The organism is Neobacillus niacini (assembly GCF_000759675.1).
GTDB classification, from domain to species: Bacteria; Bacillota; Bacilli; order Bacillales; family Cytobacillaceae; genus Neobacillus; species Neobacillus niacini_A.
This window is the reverse complement of the sequence record NZ_BAWM01000139.1, coordinates 67,089-86,084: the sequence shown is the minus strand read 5'-3', so window position 1 is coordinate 86,084 and position 18,996 is coordinate 67,089. Positions and strand designations below refer to the sequence as shown.

16 protein-coding genes and 1 tRNA gene are annotated in these 18,996 nt (G+C 37.1%); 2 read left to right on the top strand and 15 right to left on the bottom strand.

Annotation, left to right across the window (positions count from 1 at the left end; genetic code table 11):
• Positions 1-530: 530 nt before the first annotated feature.
• The 5 genes from TR08_RS25590 to queG form a co-directional block, all read right to left on the bottom strand.
• Positions 531-887: a helix-turn-helix domain-containing protein gene (locus TR08_RS25590; RefSeq protein WP_045523068.1), complete on the bottom strand. Its 357-nt coding sequence runs from the start codon at positions 885-887 to the stop codon at positions 531-533.
• A gap of 54 nt (positions 888-941) precedes the next feature.
• Positions 942-1,298 carry a GIY-YIG nuclease family protein gene (locus TR08_RS25585; RefSeq protein ID WP_045523066.1) on the bottom strand — a complete coding sequence of 119 codons (357 nt, stop codon included), beginning with the start codon at positions 1,296-1,298 and terminating at the stop codon, positions 942-944.
• Complete coding sequence (locus TR08_RS25580; RefSeq protein ID WP_045523064.1) at positions 1,295-2,035, bottom strand: hypothetical protein; 741 nt, start codon at positions 2,033-2,035, stop codon at positions 1,295-1,297. Before TR08_RS25580 ends, TR08_RS25585 begins: the two co-directional genes overlap by 4 nt.
• Before the next feature lie 328 nt (positions 2,036-2,363).
• Positions 2,364-3,857: a recombinase family protein gene (locus TR08_RS25575; RefSeq protein ID WP_052427633.1), complete on the bottom strand. Its 1,494-nt coding sequence runs from the start codon at positions 3,855-3,857 to the stop codon at positions 2,364-2,366.
• A gap of 134 nt (positions 3,858-3,991) precedes the next feature.
• The gene (gene queG / locus TR08_RS25570) at positions 3,992-5,125 is read right to left on the bottom strand and encodes a tRNA epoxyqueuosine(34) reductase QueG (RefSeq protein WP_045523062.1); all 1,134 of its coding nucleotides are present in this window, start codon (positions 5,123-5,125) and stop codon (positions 3,992-3,994) included.
• Positions 5,126-5,230: 105 nt separating this feature from the next.
• Between queG and TR08_RS25565 the strand changes: the two genes are divergently transcribed.
• Positions 5,231-5,902, top strand: coding sequence for a B3/B4 domain-containing protein (locus tag TR08_RS25565; protein WP_045523060.1), 672 nt, complete (start codon positions 5,231-5,233; stop codon positions 5,900-5,902).
• A gap of 84 nt (positions 5,903-5,986) precedes the next feature.
• Here TR08_RS25565 and TR08_RS25560 read toward each other — a convergent pair.
• The 5 genes from TR08_RS25560 to TR08_RS25530 form a co-directional block, all read right to left on the bottom strand.
• Positions 5,987-6,060: transfer RNA gene (locus TR08_RS25560), tRNA-Gly, on the bottom strand.
• A 227-nt stretch (positions 6,061-6,287) separates the two neighbouring features.
• Positions 6,288-6,857 (bottom strand): histidine phosphatase family protein, encoded by a 570-nt coding sequence (locus tag TR08_RS25550; protein ID WP_045523056.1) that lies wholly within the window; start codon positions 6,855-6,857, stop codon positions 6,288-6,290.
• A 441-nt stretch (positions 6,858-7,298) separates the two neighbouring features.
• Positions 7,299-9,371, bottom strand: a complete 2,073-nt coding sequence (locus TR08_RS25540; protein WP_045523052.1) for a sigma-70 family RNA polymerase sigma factor — start codon at positions 9,369-9,371, stop codon at positions 7,299-7,301.
• A 325-nt stretch (positions 9,372-9,696) separates the two neighbouring features.
• Entirely contained in the window at positions 9,697-10,644 is a 948-nt protein-coding gene (locus TR08_RS25535; protein ID WP_045523050.1) for an L-lactate dehydrogenase, read from the bottom strand.
• Between the two features lie 31 nt (positions 10,645-10,675).
• On the bottom strand, positions 10,676-12,292 hold the full coding sequence (locus TR08_RS25530) for a lactate permease LctP family transporter (protein ID WP_045523048.1): 1,617 nt from the start codon (positions 12,290-12,292) through the stop codon (positions 10,676-10,678).
• A 438-nt stretch (positions 12,293-12,730) separates the two neighbouring features.
• Between TR08_RS25530 and TR08_RS25525 the strand changes: the two genes are divergently transcribed.
• The gene (locus tag TR08_RS25525) at positions 12,731-13,921 is read left to right on the top strand and encodes an MFS transporter (RefSeq protein WP_045523046.1); all 1,191 of its coding nucleotides are present in this window, start codon (positions 12,731-12,733) and stop codon (positions 13,919-13,921) included.
• Positions 13,922-14,689: 768 nt separating this feature from the next.
• Here the strand turns inward: TR08_RS25525 and TR08_RS25520 are convergent.
• The 5 genes from TR08_RS25520 to TR08_RS25500 all read right to left on the bottom strand — a co-directional run bounded on the left by TR08_RS25520 (position 14,690) and on the right by TR08_RS25500 (position 18,991).
• Positions 14,690-15,550, bottom strand: coding sequence for a PhnE/PtxC family ABC transporter permease (locus TR08_RS25520; protein ID WP_045523044.1), 861 nt, complete (start codon positions 15,548-15,550; stop codon positions 14,690-14,692).
• The gene (locus TR08_RS25515; protein ID WP_045523043.1) at positions 15,550-16,335 is read right to left on the bottom strand and encodes a PhnE/PtxC family ABC transporter permease; all 786 of its coding nucleotides are present in this window, start codon (positions 16,333-16,335) and stop codon (positions 15,550-15,552) included. Before TR08_RS25515 ends, TR08_RS25520 begins: the two co-directional genes overlap by 1 nt.
• Positions 16,325-17,113: a phosphonate ABC transporter ATP-binding protein gene (gene phnC, locus TR08_RS25510; RefSeq protein WP_045523041.1), complete on the bottom strand. Its 789-nt coding sequence runs from the start codon at positions 17,111-17,113 to the stop codon at positions 16,325-16,327. Before phnC ends, TR08_RS25515 begins: the two co-directional genes overlap by 11 nt.
• A gap of 28 nt (positions 17,114-17,141) precedes the next feature.
• Positions 17,142-18,179 (bottom strand): phosphate/phosphite/phosphonate ABC transporter substrate-binding protein, encoded by a 1,038-nt coding sequence (phnD, locus tag TR08_RS25505; protein ID WP_045523038.1) that lies wholly within the window; start codon positions 18,177-18,179, stop codon positions 17,142-17,144.
• A 92-nt stretch (positions 18,180-18,271) separates the two neighbouring features.
• Positions 18,272-18,991 (bottom strand): phosphonate C-P lyase system protein PhnL, encoded by a 720-nt coding sequence (locus TR08_RS25500; protein WP_045523036.1) that lies wholly within the window; start codon positions 18,989-18,991, stop codon positions 18,272-18,274.
• Positions 18,992-18,996 lie beyond the last annotated feature (5 nt).

The following is an 18,996-nucleotide window of genomic DNA, read 5'->3' as shown; positions in this document are numbered from 1 at the left end:
TCATATTTTTACTAACTGTTTTAATGATTTTAGGTGTAATTTTTTCTGAATTTACGTTATTATTCTGATTCAACGTTATAACTTATTGATATCTGTTCTGGTCTTAGACAACACAAAAAAGGAGTGAGTCTACACACAACCACTCCTCGGTTAGAAAACACACTTATCCCCTGTCTAAGCATAGGAATGAAACATCCTATCTATTTCAGTACGTAACAGGTATAGATATAAGTGTGCCTCCTAATGAGGCGGTTGCATGTAAACTCGACTCCTTTATAGTTTATTTGTTTGATGCTTTATCTAATTATTAATTTTACTATTATACTACTATTATCCTTGCATTGCAATTGTGGTTCTAACAGAAATACGATTGCATTATACCATTCCTACTGAGATACTACCGTTTTACTCTATCTTGAGGCTAGTTTCCTTTGAGTCTTCGAAGGTCTTTGAGCGTGGACAGTGTATTACCCCTAGAGAGGTTTCTATTCAACTTTCGACACTCGTATAACCCATGATATCTGAGTTTACTATTCTTCGGTTAACTTTTTATACTCTTCCATTACTAAGCCGAAAAAAATACCCGTTTTTTCAGTACTCAACTTTTTATTACCTACCTGAGATATTAGTTTTAAAAGTTGCGGATTATCCATCAGCACCCTTCTAGTCGACATTGGAATCTTCCCATAAGATGTAAAAAGGTCATTTTCATCTATGCCTAGAACGATAGCAAGTTTTGCAATAATCTCATCAGAAGGATTTTGAGTTTCGCCTTTTTCAAGCTTTGCTATGTAGTTAATTGACACACCAACAAGTTTTGCAGTAATCTCTAATGTGTATTTTTTTTCTAACCGTTTTGACCTTAGTAATTTTCCTACATCACTCATTCTTTTACTCCTTACATATAACAATATCCACTATTGGCTGCGCTACTTTTAATATTAATTGATATATCTCATCGGTGCGGTTTGATGAACATTATACTTTGGTCTCAGCTTGCGTATCAGATACGTTTCATACATATCTAAATAGGATTTCGTAATAAATCGGTTTTCACATTCAACATAAAAGAAACGAACTTTTTCTATGAAATATCCTTTCCTTTTTCCATTGAAATGTTCGTACAATCTTCTTCGAAGATTTTCTGATTGCCCAATGTACATGAGTTTTCCATCTTGATTATATATTTTGTATACCCCGCTCTTCTTTTCCACAGTTTTGTAATCTTCTATCGATACCTCCAATTCATTTTCTGGTATTTCCACCATTAAATTTGTAATAGATTGCCATTCAGTCATAGATTATTAATCCTCCTTGTTCCACGAACTATTTGTCTTGGATTCTTGTTAACTCTCTCCTTTTTCTCATCACCCCCCCAACCACTACCAACTTGCACATAATTAACATTACTAATCTTTACGATGGTATCACCATGTACTTTAATTCTTTTATCATGTAACTGATACACTTTAACTACATCCAAATCCTCAACGAGGTCAGCTAACCATATTTTCTTATTTAGCTTCATTTGTGCCTCATGAAAGGTAGCATAACGCTTATTATATAGCTGCCTGTATTCTTCTAGCACTGATGGCTGTAGGTACAAATCTGTATAATTAGAAATCTTTTGATAATACTTACGGTTTATTAAAGAAATTGGATGTGAAGCGAAGTATCTATTCTCATAGCATACTCTGTGTGCGAGATTAAATTTTCTAGGGATTACCTGTGTCCTCACGTTAAGACTTCTGAGCGCCTTATACGTGTCTTTAGGTATGTGTTTATGCAACTTGCTACTCTTCTTTCTAAGTTGCTTTTTAACCCCATTTGAGTCAATCAGCAATAAACCGTCTCTTATTTTGTAATAACTGAGAAATGAAAGTAACTCTGAAATTACCATTGCTTCTGCGATGTTACTTTGGAATTCATCACAAACTATCCTTTTCCTTATGATGTTTTTACCTTCAAAGACAATTACGAATGCAAGATATGCTTTATTGTTTTTAACAGAGGCATCTGTATAACAGATGAACATAATTCCCCCTCCAAAACTTTATTGTTTTTATCATTTTACTATTTCAATACATCATTGTAAATAACTTTTTCTGAATGTTCTGATAACTAAGTAACACACTACTACACTGATACATAAGCTTTTATTTCGTACATACAAGATAAATCTAAGACACGAAAACTTTTTTAATATATCAATTCAACAAGATTGAAATTAATACCCATATTACACCCTAAGGTACTCTGACAAAGCCTCATCAATTCTTTCATAGGAAACTTGTCTTTTCCATTTACGTATGGAAACTTGCGGTCGTGTTAGGCATGCAAAAGAGCCTACACTTCTGCAGGCTCTACTTAATATCAATCTTTACTTTTATATCTGTTATGAATTCATCATCATCCATTCTCATCTGCTCATGATATTCAATATATCCCTTTGATTCACGCTTGTAATGGACTTTATGGATAAGGAGTTTCAATATCCTGTTGCATTCTTCCTTGTCTGCATGTGGCTGACTCATGGCACTGTAGAACGATGATATTAAGTCTATCTTAGAATGGTATCGTCTCGATATCGATACCTCATCCCTCGTTTGCAATTGTTCCTGCAGGTCTTCTAGTTGGGCATTTACTAGCTTCTGTTCCTTTTCTGTCTCCTGCTTCATTTCTTCTGCTTCAAGCTTAGTTAATTCACCATCTGCACGCTGTAACTTGATGTTTTTAAACCGTCTGTTCAGCCTGCCAGCCTTCTTCTGTAGTTCCTTGATACTTTGTTCAAGTCGCTGCTTATCGTTGGAACTTACCCCCTCCAGTGCCTTTTTCCAGTCTCTTCTAAATACCTCTTCTAACCATGTGAATTCATGCAAAAAGGCAACGATTACCTTATCTTGATTAACGCCATTCATTCCACATTTGCATTCCCTTAAATAGACTAAATGCTTCAGCTTGCTGTCGGGTCTGTAGGATAGCTTCTTACCACAATCCATGCAGTAGGTCAGGTCTTTAAGTATAGAATGACACATGCCTCGGGAACGTGTCCTTGTCTCATTATCCCCCTGCATACGACTTTGCAACGCTAGCTGTACATTATTCCATTGTTCCCGACTTATGATGGCAGGATGGGCATTCTTGGTCACTATGGACTCGGGATTACGTCCTTTCTTGACTGAGTAGCTGATTGTTCCTATATAAGCAGGATTGTGCAGGATATTGTGTACAGTCGGGACTGTGAAAGGCTGTCCTTTAGCAGTCTTGTATGGTAAACGTTCAGCAATGGTAGGTAAGCCATAACCTTGCTCTGCTAGGTCAAATATGGAGCGGATGATTTGGCTTTCACTCTCGTCTATTACAAGCTTCTTGTCATCACCTCTAGTGAATCCTAATGGACATCGTCCTTGTATCCATTCGCCACGTCTAACCCTATCTAATTTGTTCTCCATCATGCGTTTGGTTATAGCTTTGTACTCTTGATGAGCCATTGCAAATTCAATACTCAATAACAATAGGTCACGTTCACTGTAAATGCGTTCGGGAGTCACTAGCGGAATGCCAGCCTTCTCCAATGTCTCAATGAATGAGTGTGCGACACTCTGCTTCCTTGCTATCCTGTCGGGACTGATGACTAATACTGCATCATATTGGCTTAGGTCTTGTATCAATCGGTTTAATTCGTTCCTGTGGCTTAGGTCAGCTTCACCACTGACAATCTCCTCATAGGCAGTCCAATTATAGCCTCGCTCATTGCATAGCCTTACAAGTCTGTCTCTGTGATTCTGAAGGGTATCCTCTCCTTCTCCCTTCTCCTGTGATATCCTCAGCAGTAATGCAACATCTTTAATTACCATTTATTCACATCTCCTTTTCGTATGTGTGCTTGGGTTGATTATAGCACAACTCCCCCTATAACTCCCCTCATACATATGAGCAGAAGGGAAAATTAATCAAAAAAAAGAGCAAAAAACACAAGTTCTTTGCTCTTTTAGTTCCTAAGTTTTAGCAAGCTTTTTTCAATTTCGCTTTTTACGTTTATATCCGCTTCCACTGCTTTTACTTTTTCCAGAGCGGCTAATGCTGTATCTCCGCCTATTTTTCCCAGAGCCCATGCTGCTGTTTCTTTTAAAACAGGGCTTGTTTCATTTTCCAAGATATCAATTAAATCTGGAATAGAGGTTTCGTCCTTGAAATGAGCAAGTGAAATAATGGCATTGCGCTGAATCGGCTTTTTACCTCTCCACGAACCCGAAACATGTCCAAATTTGTTTTTAAATTCACGATTACTCATTTTTAACATGGGTCTCAGCAGCGGTTTTGCGATTTCTGGGTCAGCCTCCATTTCCTCGTGAAAATGAAAATCTTTCCCCTTATTCACTGGGCAGGAGGTTTGACATGAATCACACCCATAAACACGGTTACCAATTTTATCTCTGAACTCTTCAGGGATAACTCCTTTGGTTTGTGTCAAAAAGGCGATGCAGCTCTGAGCATTAATCTGCCCTCCTTGAACCAATGCACCAGTAGGACATGCGTCGAGACAGGCTGTACAAGAACCGCATTGATCTTCCATCGGTGTATCTGGAGAAAATGGAATACTTGTAATCATTTCACCAAGATACACGTATGAACCAAACTCGGGTGTTATTACCCCACAGTTTTTTCCGCTCCATCCGATTCCTGCTCTTTGGGCAACAGCACGATCAGAAAGCTCACCTGTATCAACCATTGATTTTAAACGTGCCTCAGGAACTTTTGCTAGAATAAACTCCTCCAGCTTTTTTAAACGATCTCTTAAAATATGATGATAGTCTAATCCCCAGGATGCTCTGGAAAAGAATCCTCTTCTCTCCCCTTTTCTGCCTTCGACACGCACTTTCATTTTTGATGGATAGGCAAGTGCGATTGAAATGATCGAACGTGGTTCTTGAAGTAGTAAGGATGGCGTAACCCGCTTTTCAATAACCGGCTCTTCAAAACCTGATTGAAACCCGAGTTCCTGTTGGCGAATCAGTCTATTTTTTAACTCAGTAAACGGATCTGCCGTGGTAAACCCAATTTTATCAATGCCGATCGTTTTACTATACGCAATGACTTGCTCCTTCAATTGATCAACATTCATTTGGAAACCTCCCTTCCTCTAAAATAATCTATAATAAGCCGTTAATTTTTCGTTACATATCTAATTATGATAAACTATTTTTATTAAATTTTGGAGGTGGAATCATTGGAAATTCAGCTTTCGTCAGAAATAATCAGCAAGATTCCTAATTTTAAGCTTGGAGTCATTGAATATAAAGATATTACGGTAGGCGATTCCCCACAAATGGTAAAAGGAAGACTGCAGCTTTTTCAAGAATCGATTTACTTTGACTTAGAAAATAAAAATCTAACAGAGCAACCAGGAATTCAAGAATGGCGCAGTATTTTTAAAACATTTGGCAAGGACCCTAACCGCTATCGCCATTCTGCAGAGGCTCTATACCGAAGAGTCCAGAAACAGAATTATCTTACCACGGTCCAAAGTGCCATTGATATCAATAACTTTTTCTCCCTACAATATCAAGTGCCGATTGGTATTTATGACACCGATCAATTAACAGGTCCAATAACAATCGAAGTGGCTACGGCAGGAGAAGAATATTTAGGACTTAATGGCAGGATGAATTCATTAGAAAACCTTATCGTCTCTTCGGACCAACATGGACCATTTGGAAGCCCCTTTGTAGATTCCAATAGAGCGCCGGTAACGGAAACAACAAAAAATGCGCTGCAGATGATCTATTTACAGCCTACTACAGAGATGAAAAGTGCTGAAAGGCTGACAGAGTCATTGATGAAGATGTTCACCCAAATACATGGCGGTTACGCAAGCTTCTATATAATAGGAAGCGATTAGCGCCGCCTTTAAAAGCAGCCCAAATATAGAAAAAACGCAATGCATCGTTTTCAAGTAACGATACACTGCGTTTGGTAATATGTATGGAGCGGGTGATGAGAATCGAACTCACAACATCAGCTTGGAAGGCTGAGGTTTTACCACTAAACTACACCCGCATAAAAATAATTATTTACAAAAAATAAAGAACTTAAACACTTTTATTATATTACATAGTTTTTTCGCTATCGTCAAGAGGATTTTGCATTTTTTGTCGAAAAAAATCATTAAACAAAAAACATCGGTCAAAAATGATGGACTGCTTGAAACAGTCCATCATTTTTCATTTCTTGCGCCCGTTTTATTGATGATTATTGTTTAGATCTTGTTCAAGATAAATGGTCCTTCAGCTAAATAAGGAATATGTTGTACAATTCCAATGCTTTGAATTTATTTTTCTATCACACTTCCAATCCTTTTTTTTCAGTTCCTTTGCTATTAACATATTAAAAAATCCATGTCCTACTAATACGACCGATGAGTGTTCTTGGGCATATTCAACCAATAAATCAGATGCTATTTTAGCCCTGTCTTTTGCGTTACTCAAAGATTCACATCCCCACGAGTAACCACTAAACCATAGGCACCTTAAAATCACTGCCCAAATATTCGGATTTATTTTTAAACCCCATAGTTTTGTTAAAAGATTCGGTAGCTCTGTTTCACGAAACAAGGGTTCTGAAATCGCATTTATGTTGGGATTTAATAACTTCGCTGACTCAATTGACCTTTTTAGATCACTAGTCATCACAAGGTTCGCTGACGTTATTTTTTCAAGCGTTTCTGATGGGTAAGAATTTTCTTCGAAAACCCCACTATCATCATACTTTTTAATCCAATCCTTAAATTTTGTACATGTCATTCTATTATTATCAATATGCTTAGACTTACCATGTCTTATCAATGAAATTTCCATAATAAACTCCTATTAAGCATCATTAATTGGAACAACTACGTTATATTGTTACTTAGGATAGAAAGAACCATCCGGCGAGGAGGTGTAACATGGGAGGGAAAGAAATGATGACCCCTGATCAGCGAAATATGTTTAAGTCTATTCCTGACGATATGTTACCAAATAAAGAAAACCCATAATTAGCAACACAGATACAAATACCGTAAGAGCTTTTGGTAATTTTCCATAAAAATAAATTAAAGCTAAACCTACTAATATGTGAATGATAGCAAAAAGAAAAATACTCATCAATTTCACCTCAACCACAATTGTAACATTTTGTAATTTACGGAGTATATCCATATTCATTCATTAATTGGGCATCCTTAAGGAACAATCAAAAATAAAAGCTGCCGAAGCAGCTACTATAATATTTCTCATGTTTGCTAAAGTACCTCTGTTTTATTCCAACGAAATATTAACAACATCATCCAAATATTTTGTTGCATTATATCCATAAATCTCTAGCCTTTTAGGAATTACTTTTTCTCCAGTGTTTTCATTGTGTAACTCCATGCTTTGAACTGTAATGAAATAACGGGGCTGCTCGATTTCTTCAAATGAGAAGGGGTTTTCATTTACATCGTATTCGACCCCGTTTTTATCAATGAGCACTCCTTCAGTACTCATCTCCATTGAACTAATTTCATTTTCATCCTCACCCACAATTTGGAAGTTTAACGTCTCATATGAACGATTCTCAATTTCATGATCGCTTATGACCACTTTGGTCGGCTGTCCAACTTCCACCTTATCAATGGAGATTCTACTGCCAGCATATTCAAAGGTTTGAGGATATTCCTGATTAGCATCCAGTTCGATGGTTTTTTGTTCTTCAAACGTTAAATAAACAGAATTGAATTGAACCTTAACCTCTTTTGGCTTTTCAGCAAAAATAGGGTCAAAGTGCGTTTGAAAGGTTGCCCACTTTCCGACATGATGTGTTTCTACAAATGACCTGCCATACCTATCTGCTTTCACTTTTTTATTGTTCACTTCTAAATGATCAAAATTTAGACCGTCTATCCGCTTCTCGGGTTGTTCAATATTAATACCATATTGCAGAACCGTCGCTGTTGGAGCAATGGTTAATTTTTCAAATCTAACCGGAATTCCCTCGACTTCTGTTACTTCATCCAATGCATATTCAACGGAAGGCTGTTTGGTTACAGGGATTTCGAAGTTCCACTCGCCTGTTTCATATTCCATGTTATCGTAACCCCTAAAACCATTCCTGTCAGAGGAATCACGAATCAATTTATGAAGCTTTGTGATCTTCAGTTTGATCGTCCCGTTATTCGTTGTGAGTGGCAGTAGACTCATCTTCCCTTGATACACGTTCTTTTCTTCTTTATTTACATCCGATTCAAGATCAGGTGGATAGTACCCTTGATATCCTTCATGGCTCATGATTTCATGTTCGTTCTCCACAAAAACCCCATCAAAATAGTCCATCACATATTGATTGTCTTCTTCTGTATCTTCTATTTCATAAAAAACAAGCGTCTGAACACCATCAGCAATCGCACTCTTAATCTTAATTTTCACCCCATTGCTTTCCGCTTCCAGGTTCAGCATTTTACCCAGGTCCTGTTGAAGAAAGGCACGCAATTCCTGATCTTCTTCTGTCCAATTATAGTAGAGGTTGGAAAATGCCCCAGTAAAAAAATCTATTCCAATTAATAGTGCGAATACACCTGCAAAAACAAGTCCTTTTCTTAAACGTTTTTTGTTCTTCTGTTGTCTACGCTTTTCCTTTTCTGCCAATCTATCTTTGACGTTTTCCATGAAACCAGATGGCACATGCAAATCTTCAATCCTCTCAGTAAGATTTAACATGGTTAAAATGGCATCCTGGAAGGTAGCCAAATCCACCTGACAATCTTGACATTGATAAATATGTTTCTCTAAATCAATCTTTTTCGACCGATCCAGGGTTCTTTCTAAATAATCGATGTAATCCTTTTGATACTCCTTACAGCCATTAAAGTGTGATCCGTTCCCCATTTCTTTTCTAAGTGACTGAATTCCAGAAAACAAAAGCTCCTTAATTTTTTCCACTGAAACTTGGAGAAGATGTGCCGCTTCCTCCTTAGAGATTCCTTTTACATATGTAAGGATCATCGCTTCTTTCTCGTACTCTTTCAATTGATCAAGTGCTTTAAATACATCCTTTTGTTGTTCACTTTCCTCTGAAGCTTGTAAACTTCTACCATCAGAAAGCTCCCGGCAGGTATGTATGAAAATGGATGTAGCCCAAGTTTCGAATGATGTTTCACTTTTAAATCGAGGCAATTCTTTGTGGACTTTTATAATGGACCGGTAAAAAAGCTCTTCCATTTGCTGCTGATTCCTTAGAAAGGACCAACCAAGTGTATAGAACGATTGTATATGCTGATCGAACCAATCGACGATGGATTCCACGTCTTTTTCTTTTATTGTAGTGATTGAAATGGGATCTATTTTTGGGATCATAAATGTGTTCCTCCCCTTTATTATCCTACTTCCAATATAACAAAAATTGGTTTTTAAATCTCTTTATTCAGACGGATACTCATAGGTAAGCACACGTGAAATTATTAAATAAACCACATATTATTTAGAAATTACTGTTAACCAGTTACTTATACAGTAAGATGACACTGATTAAAAATGGATGCCACCAAGGTTCTTGGACATCCATTTTTTATTATCAAACCTCATTTACTTATGGTACGGTTCACCGTGACCAATCTAAATGAAGTTATTCTTACATCATTTGTATTTATATTAAATTGATTGAAGGAGCCAATATTATTTCTTAAATTACCGGTTTCATCGTTTCTTTTAGTACTAAAACAGAATGATTGAATTGTTTTTTTTCCTTATCATTGAGCTCAATTTCAACTATTTCTTGAATGCCGGCACGATTAATTTTTGTTGGAACTCCGATATATACATCATTTTGTCCATATTCTCCATTTAGATAAGCAGATACTGTCAGGATACTGTTTTCATTATTAAGGATAGCTTTCGTAATCCGAACAAGGGACATTCCTATTCCATAATACGTTGCCCCTTTACGCTCAATAATCTGATAAGCTGCATCACGGACGTTAACGAAAATGTCATCTAGACATTCTTTTTTTAAATCTCCCTTCCGTTCCAAAACCTTATTGACATGCTCAATCCCAATCATGGCATGGCTCCAAACAGGAAGCTCTGTATCTCCATGTTCACCAATAATAGCTGCATGAACATTTCTTGTATCAACATTGAAGTACTTCCCTAGTGCAAACCTTAGCCGTGCAGAGTCTAATACCGTCCCTGAACCGATTACACGTTCTTTTGGTAGTCCTGATTCTTTCCACGTTACATACGTTAAGATATCTACTGGATTTGTTGCCACTAAGAAGATTCCATTGAATCCACTTTCCATAATGCTTTTTACAATTTGTTTAAATATTTTCGTATTTTTCTCAACTAATTCTAATCGGGTTTCACCTGGCTTTTGTGCCAAACCTGCAGTAATAACAACTAAGTCCGCACTTTCACAATCTTGATATGATCCACTCCATACGTTTATTGGTGAAGGTGCGAACGGCATTCCATGATTAAGATCCATCGCTTCACCTACAGATTTTGCTTCATTTACATCAATGAGGACTAATTCCTCAGCTACTCCCTGGTTAATCAATGAATACGCAAAACTGCAACCTACAGCTCCTGTTCCAACTAGTACAACTCTATTTACTTTTTCTTTATTCATAATCATAAATCTCCCTTCGAATGAACAAAATCTAGAATATTAACCAGCTAATTATTCCAATTATTACAAGTAAGCCTATGCTATATTTAATTGTCACTTTAAATAAATCACTCTCTTTTCCTGCTATCCCAACTGCTGCAGCTGCAACAGCGATAGATTGAGGTGAAATCATTTTCGCCATTGTACCACCCATTACATTGACAGCGACCATTGTTTCAGGTGGTATTCCAATTTGCGAAGCAGTAACAGATTGAAGGGGAGCAAATAAGGAACCGCTGTTTACAACAGAGCCTGTTAAAAATACTCCTAACCATCCTAGGACGGGTGAGAATAATGGAAATAGTGCACCGGTTGAAGCAAATGCTAAACCGAGTGTTGATGACATACCAGAATAAGTACAAATATAAGCAAAAGCAAGTACACTGCAAATTGTTAGGACTGGTGAGAATAATTCTTTTGCAGTTTCTTTTGTAGTGTCCCACAGTAACTTACTGCTGCAGCGAAAAAGAATGCTTGCGACAATGATTGTAAGGATAATTGCTGTTGTAGTAGATGAAAATAAATCAAATTTAAATACTGCAGCATATGGTGTATCTTGTGGAACTATTGGTGCATGCTTAATGACTAAATTATTTAATCCTGGAATTGGCAGTAATAATACCAACTTTTCTAAAGGACCACCTGGAATAAATAAATTTTTGAAAAAAGATAAGTTAAACAAAGTTACACATAAGGTTAAAAATATAAATGGCAGCCAAGCATAAGCAATTTTTCCAAAAGAGTATTTAATCTGTCTATCTACTTTCTTTTCTTTATTAATGCGGAAAATTTCTTTCGGTTTCCATACTTGCAAGAATAATGCTAGTGCTACTAAGCTCACAATGGCAGCAAAGATATCTGCGAGTTCAGCACCTAAGAAAGTTAGAACAATTGCCTGTGTAAGTGCAAATGAAACACCGCTGACTAATACTGCTGGGTAAGTTTGTCTAATTCCTTTCAACCCATCAATGATAAAAATTAGTAAGAATGCTACTACTATACTTAAGATTGGAAGGACAAATGCCGTATATCTTCCAACAACAAGACCATCTAACCCTGTAAGTAGGGCAGGAACAGTTACTGGAATACCCATTGCTCCATAAGCACCACCCGCAATGTTTGCAATCAAACAAAGACTTGCTGCATATATAGGACTAAATCCAAGTCCTACTAAAATGGCTGCTGTTATCGCAACAGGTGCTCCAAACCCTGCAGCGCCTTCCAAAAATGCTCCAAATGAGAATGCTACAATTAGAACTTGTAATCTTTGATCTGCTGTAATAAAAGATATACTATTTTCGATAATAGCAAATTTGCCTGTTTTTACAGTTATTTTATAAAGGAAAATAGCAGCAAAGACAATAGATGCCACCGGCCATATGCCGGCTAAAGCTCCATATACAGCAGACATCAAAACAAATATAAAAGGCATTTTATAAATAAAGACTGCTACAATTCCTGCTACAATTATGCTGTAAAGTCCTGCAATATAGCCTTTTAATTTAAAAACTGTCAGCATTACTATAAAAAAGATTATAGGAATGGCAGCTATACTAGCTGACAACCAAATGTTACTCAATGGATTATATACTTGCTCCCATAAATTCATGCTGTTCAACCCCTTGTTAGATTTATATCTTTTATTATTGACCAAGTATAAAAAAAACATTGATTCATACTGTGAAATATACAAAATTTCTATAGTGATAAAAGAACTTAACTAAGATTAGCATTAAAAAAACAAAGAGCTTTTGCCCTTTGTTTAATAAAAAAATCTCATTTACTTATGATACGGTTCACCGTATTGTAACTAAATGAGGTTTTTTCATACTTATTTTTTAATACCTACTGCTATCAATAGCATTATCAACAGAAGTGTTCTTTCTTAAATAGTTTTCTGCTAACAGTACAGCCTTCGATTCTGGTAATCCATTAACCTCTATTTGATAAGACAGGGTTTTTCTCACAAAAATATTTTATGGTATGATGTTTAGGTTGTGTATCTACTATGTGACACATTTACATTCATCTAAGAAAAGAGGTATTTATGCACCCCACAAAATTATCCAAGCGACATTGGTTGCTCATCTTAACACTTACTTTATTAACATTTGTTCTCGGGACAAGCGAATTTGTTATTGTCGGAATCTTAACAGATATTTCTTCAAGTCTTCATATAACAAATGCAAAAGCAGGCACACTCGTTTCTGCGTTTGCAATTACGTTTGCCATCGCCACACCACTAGTGATGTCAGCAACAAGTCATTTTCCAAAGCGTAAATGGATGTTGTTTTTGATAGGATCTTTCATCGTCCTGAATGCTTTGTGCGTAATCTCGACGAGCTACATCATGCTCATTGCACTTCGGATTATGACAGCGATTGTAACAGGAGTATTAATCTCTCTAGCCATGATTGTTGCAAGTGAAACTATGCCGATTAAAAAACGCGGACTTGCTATATCATTCGTTTTCGGTGGTTTCACACTTGCAAATGTCGTTGGAGTGCCAATTGGTACTGTCATCGCCGAATGGTACGGCTGGAATGCCACTTTCATGTTAACTACTTTCCTAGGAGGATTGGCGTTTTTGGCATCCTTTTTCGTCTTGCCTAATAGACTCAGCCAAATACGCAGTTCGATACGAGATCAGTTTTCTTTAATGACCAAGCCACGAATTTTGATGGCTTTTTTCATTCCTGCTCTCGGATTTGGCGCAACTTATGCAGTCTTTACGTACCTTGTTCCTATCTTGAAGGGAATGGAAGTACCAAATCATTCAATTAGTTTAATCTTATTTGGTTACGGATTTATCTCGATTTTCAGCAACATCCTCGCCGGTAAAATTGCCAGCCACAATGCAATCGGTCGCCTTCGGTTTGTTTTTCTCGTGCAGGCAGTTGTTCTGACAAGTTTATTTTGGACTACAAATCATTTTATTTTAGGACTGGCAAACATTGGCTTAATGTCGTTAATGGCCATCCTCTTAACAACATCTACTCAGCTTTATTTAATAGACCTCGCCGGAATTTATCAGCCAAAAGCTACAGGACTCGCTGCTTCACTTATGCCAGTGGCAAGCAACGTAGGTATCGCTTTTGGTTCTGCATTAGGAGGAATTGTATACCATCAAGGGAATTTAATGAATGTAGCATGGGTCGGTGGGGTAGTTGCAGTCTGTGCAAGTCTGCTAACTTTCTTTAGTCATCTTTTAGACCAAAAACAAAAGAAATTAGCATAAAAAGGAAGAAACAAACGTTTGGCATTCTTCCTATGGTATCTCCAGAAGAACAAAAATCTTTCCATGCCATAATTAATGATATTACAGTAATCCCTTTATATAAAATTGAAAAAAAGAAGTATCAAGGACGTTTAGTTTTTCTTTGATACTTCTTTAATAAATACTGACTATGTGCTTACTAATGGTTGGGCTTCGCTTTTATATTAACAGTGATATTCTATAGGTTTCCTTTGAATTCCTAACGGTAATTGAAAAGAATCAAATAAATGGTTTTTAGGATAAAACTTCCTTTCAAATAAAGAAGAAACTGTCCTCATTCTATAGAAAAAAGTTACATGGACATATAGAATGGTGATTTAATTGATAATATTGCAAAAATTAGAAAAAGCCACACCGTTTTCATATTAGTCACCATCTTTATTTATATGTAATTATTTTATACATAAAATGTCGAAAATACCCAGTATCTGAAGAAAACAAACGTAAACGAAAAGCATTATCTTTCTTAAGCAAGAATCAATACAAGCCAAAAATATGCAAGTTTTTTATTTATAACTTGTTCATTTTTGGCCTTTTATTTTTCAGTAAATAAAAAACCTCATTTACTTATGGTACGGTTCACAGTAACAGATTAAAATGAGGTTTTTCAGAACTAAGTTAACAAGATATTCTATTCCTAGTAAAATTTAAATCAAACTAAAGATAGGCAATAATCTTCTAGTCAACCTTTTTGTTTTACATTCTATAAAGCCTCTTAATCCTTAGCCCTTACCCGTTGACCTTGAGCTTCTTTTTAAATCGGATAGCTACCATTTCAAGAAGGATGGCAATGGCTAAGACAAAATAGGTGATTGCCCCGATTTCCCTAATGTCTAAGTAGAAATTGCTGGCCATAAACATGTCAAATCCGATTCCACCAGCACCTGCTGCTGCTCCCATTGCGATGGCAACAGCGAAGTTAATTTCAAATCGAAGAAACGTCCAAGAAATCATATAGGTGAGAGAAGATGGAATAACAGCTTGAAAGATAATCTGCCACCAGTTTGCACCACTCGCTTGAAGGGCTTCGATGACTCCATTGTCTAATTCTTCAAAGGACTCAGAATAAGCCTTCACTAAATAGCTTACCGAATGGAACGTCATCCCAATGACAGCCGCTACACTCCCGAGGCCTGCCGCCACCGCAAAGATTAACACCCACAAAACAGTCGGAACTGCTCTTATAAAAGCAACAGATCCCTTAATCATGGAAGAAACTCGTTTATTAGTCAGATTTTCAGCAGCCAGTAATCCCAAAAATACAGCGATTATTGCTCCAAACAAAGTTGTTAAAAAAGCTAGACCCAACGTGACAAAAACTTGATAAAGCGCATGTGTAAAGGTAAAATGCTTAAGATGCGGCTCTAGAAACATTGCTTTTAGATTCGCAAAAGTGGATAAAACCGCTTCTCCAACATCAAGCTGTTTGTAGTCGAAACTAATAAATGCGTAAATCGATAGAAGTGCTAGGATGATAAGTGTGCTTCTTATGACCACAGACGATTTAGTCAAGGTTTTAATTCTTATTTTTTTTTGCAGTTGCGGGTCCAGTAATTGTTTGGCTGAGGTTAATTGTTCATTTGCTTCCATTACAGAACCGCCCTTCTGACATAATTAGATACAGATTCAATGAATAATATAGCTACTATAATGACGACGACAACCAAAGAAGCGACATCATAATTTAGACTTTTATAATACAAGTTAAAAGTAAACCCAATTCCTGAGCCAGTAAGCAACCCAATCAGTGTAGCACTTCTTATATTTGTTTCAATCATGAATAAGATCCAGCTGATCATTTGTGGAAGGCTTGATGGAATCACCGACTGAAAGATAATCGAAAAGTAACCAGCACCAGTCGCTTGCAACGCTTCAACGGAGCTCCCACTGACCTCATCAATCGTTTCAACAAAAGCTCTTGTTAAAAAGCCAAACGAACCAAAAAACAAGGCAAAATAACCTGTTAATGAACTTTGACCAAATGAAAATAGTAGAATCATTGCCCAGGCTGCCACATCGATATTTCGAAAAATGGTCGCAATTCCTCTACTAATACTTCCAAAAAAGGCATTGACCCTCGTCGTATTCGATCCTAGAATCGCAAATAATAATGCCATGACAGCACCTGTAGTGGTGGCTGCAATCGAAACTAGTAGCGTTTCAATTAACTTATCCAGAATAGCAGGCAGCTTCGTTAAGGATTCTTGTGTTGGATAAAAGTTTGCCAAGCCCCATTCAACTGCTTTTGGAAGGGATGAAAAGCCTTTGACGACATTGTACTCGGTGATGATAATAGATATTACCGTGACAACTCCTAAGATGGCGAGGAACAAGCGCGTACTCCGTTTCTTTTTTTCAAAGTAATCAGCTTGCATGGATGCCTCCTACATCAAAAATAAGATCTTCAGCTTCGGATCCGTAAATAAGCTGAATATCTTCTTTTGTTATGTCTTTAGGCGAACCATTATACACGACTTGACCATGGTTAACCCCGATGATTTTATCCGAGTACTTCAATGCCACATCCACTTGATGTAGATTTACTAGAACGGTAATGCCTAATTTAGTTGAAATGTTTCTCAAGTGATCCATAATGATCTTGGCTGAATTAGGATCAAGAGAAGCAATCGGCTCGTCGCACAAAAGCATCCGAGGATCTTGAATAAGAGCACGAGCGATTCCAACTCGCTGCTTTTGACCGCCACTCAATTGATCCGCTCGCTTATAAATATGTTCGTCTAAACCAAGAACGTGTAGAATGTTTACAGCCTGCTCCTTTTCTTCTTGGCTATAAAGACCGAGAACCCCAGCCAATGTTGATTTTTTTCCTAAATTGCCATGAAGCGTATTTTCGATCACACTTAAGCGATTGACTAGATTATAGTGTTGAAAAATCATTCCTATTTTCGTGCGGACCTTTTTTAAGTCCTTTTTCTTCAGATTCATCACGTTCATGTTATCAAAAATAATTTCTCCGCTCGTTGCGTCAATCATCCGATTAATACAACGAAGGAGAGTAGATTTCCCCGCTCCTGATGGACCGATGATGGAAACAAACTCTCCTTCATTAACGGAGAAGTTAACATCCGATAACGCCTTCGTATCACTACCAAATTGTTTGGACACATGATTTACTTCTAATAAGGCTGTCATAGGTTAACTCTCCTTGCTAGTTGGTTAATTATTTCGAAAGCTCACGAATTGGGTTAAACCAAGCATCCTCTGCTTCTACTAAACGCTCGTCTGCAGTTTTCTTAAATAATCCTGAAAACTCAGAATCCTCTGGAACGAAGATTTTTTCGTTGTTCGTAATTTCATCTGATGTCATGATTTCAAGTAGTTGTGCTTTAAGCTCTTCATTCACTGTCTCTGCATTGAAAACAAATGGTGCATTCAAGACAGGAGTAACAGAAACAAGTGAAAATTCTTTTCCAACTACAGTGTTAAATGGCTCTGCTGCATCCTTTTTCACTTGATAAACGGCACCAGGTCGGTTCTCTTCCCCATCAGTAAGTTCTACATAATTATTCACACATGTATCACAGAAAGCCGCTATGTCCGCTTTACCTGATAATAGATTGACTGCAGAACCCTGGTGAGAACCTCCGTATAAAACTTCGCTAAAGAATTTATCTTCGCCGCCTTCAAGCAAATCTTCTGCTGTTAAGTCTTTGAACTCTCCCATTTTACTGAAGTAATCAACGATTCCTGTTGATGGAACTTTAAATCCTGATGTTGAACTATTCGATACAAAGGAGAATTTCTTGCCTTGAATGTTGTCGATTTCAAACTTATCGCCATTCTGATATTCATCAATATTGTCTTTATTTACGGCTAACCAGCTATAATAAACCGCATCATCCAAAGTACCAGATGCACCAGAAGGAACTACCAACGGAAGAACTTTATCATTTTTGTTATGCGCTTCAATGTAACCTTGTGCTCCTAAGAAAGCCATATCTGCGTTTCCATTGGCGACTGCTTCAATGGCAACAATATAGTCTGTCGTTGTTTGATGCTCGACCTTTTTACCTGTTTTCTCTTCGATTATTTTTCCAATTTCATCACGAGCTTCTGTAAGATCTGCCCCAGATTCATTTGGTAGCCAAGCGATGGTAAGAGTATCTTTTTCCTCAGCTGCTCCTCCCGTAGAAGCTGAACAACCTGCAAATACGACTAACATAACGATAGAAAGAAAAAATAATAACGTCTTTTTCATCTTCAAACTCCTCACTTTTTTTAGAAAATTTGGCCACTTCCATACTATATCAACTAATTGTCAAGCTACTATTAAGCTTATATAAAGATTTGTTAAGAGTTAGTAAAACTAGTAGAATGAGAGAAAATTCCATTTTGCATGTTGTACTCTTGATTACATAAATGATTCATAAACTCAAGGTCATGAAAGATTCCAAGCATCGTTGTGCCTTCCTTCATGAGCTGTTCAATGAGAAGTTTCACTTTCAATTTAGAATCATGATCTAAACTTGCTGTCGGTTCATCTAATAACAACAGTCTCGGTTTTTTCACCATCGCTCGGGCGATATTAAGCCTCAGCTTTTCACCCCCGGAAAAAGTGGTTGGGTAGCTGTCCCATAATTCTTCATCCAATTCAAAATGCGCGAGAATCTTCTCTGTTTCTTTTTCCGCCAAGTCATGATCGTCCCCCATTTCAAGGATGGCTTGTTTCACAAGTTGTCTGGCCGTCGTTCTTGGCATGACATTTAAAAACTGGGACACATAGCCGATTTCATGCTTCCTTAAATAAAGCAGTTCTCGTTCGGTTGCCTCTGCTAAATTAATTGGCCCAAATTTTTTTGAATGGTACCAAATACTCCCTTGCTGGATCCGATATGTTCCATAAATACATTTTAAAATCGTCGACTTGCCGCTTCCGCTTTTCCCTGTAATCCCGACAAATTCTCCTTCTTTTATCTGTATATCCACATTGCTTACAGCTCGGATATGTTTGCCTAAATTATGAAGGTCAAACGATTTGGATAAGTCCTTAATCTCTAGAAGAGTTTCCACCTATT